Genomic DNA, 404 nt, shown 5'->3' with positions numbered 1-404 from the left:
ACCGCCGAATGCATGCTGGCGGCCGATGCGGCGGGCGTGCTGGACGAGGTGATCGGATCGCTCGACGCCAGCGAGAAGCCGCGTCCCTGGGACATCCGCGCCGACTATAATCTCGACCGCATGATGGTCCACGGGCTGCGCCGCGCGGCCGAAATGGCGGAGGTGGTCAAGACGCTCGATGGCCTTGGCACCGGTTCCGCGATGACGCGCTGCACGGTCGAGCGCCAGCAGGCGATTGGCGCGCTGGGCCTCAAGACGCCGCCCGAAGGGCTGGGCGCCAAGATCGACAGCATCATCCAAGCAAAAGCGGAACAGACAGGAAAGGCCGACGCGGCATGACCATGATTATCGACTGCCACGGCCATTATACCGTGCTGCCCAAGGGGCATGACGCCTGGCGCGAG

Annotated in this window: 1 protein-coding gene; it reads left to right on the top strand. The window is 66.3% G+C overall.

The window, feature by feature from the left end; all coding sequences use genetic code 11:
• The coding region (locus JQK15_RS26665) for a DUF1932 domain-containing protein (RefSeq protein ID WP_214869694.1) at nucleotides 1-339 on the top strand (339 nt) is incomplete at its 5' end.
• Between the last annotated feature and the right edge of the window lie 65 nt (nucleotides 340-404).

Source organism: Sphingobium sp. BHU LFT2 (assembly GCF_018604485.1).
Taxonomy (GTDB): domain Bacteria; phylum Pseudomonadota; class Alphaproteobacteria; order Sphingomonadales; family Sphingomonadaceae; genus Sphingobium; species Sphingobium yanoikuyae_A.
Note: the sequence above shows the minus strand (reverse complement) of the source record. Positions and strands in the feature narration are given on the sequence as shown.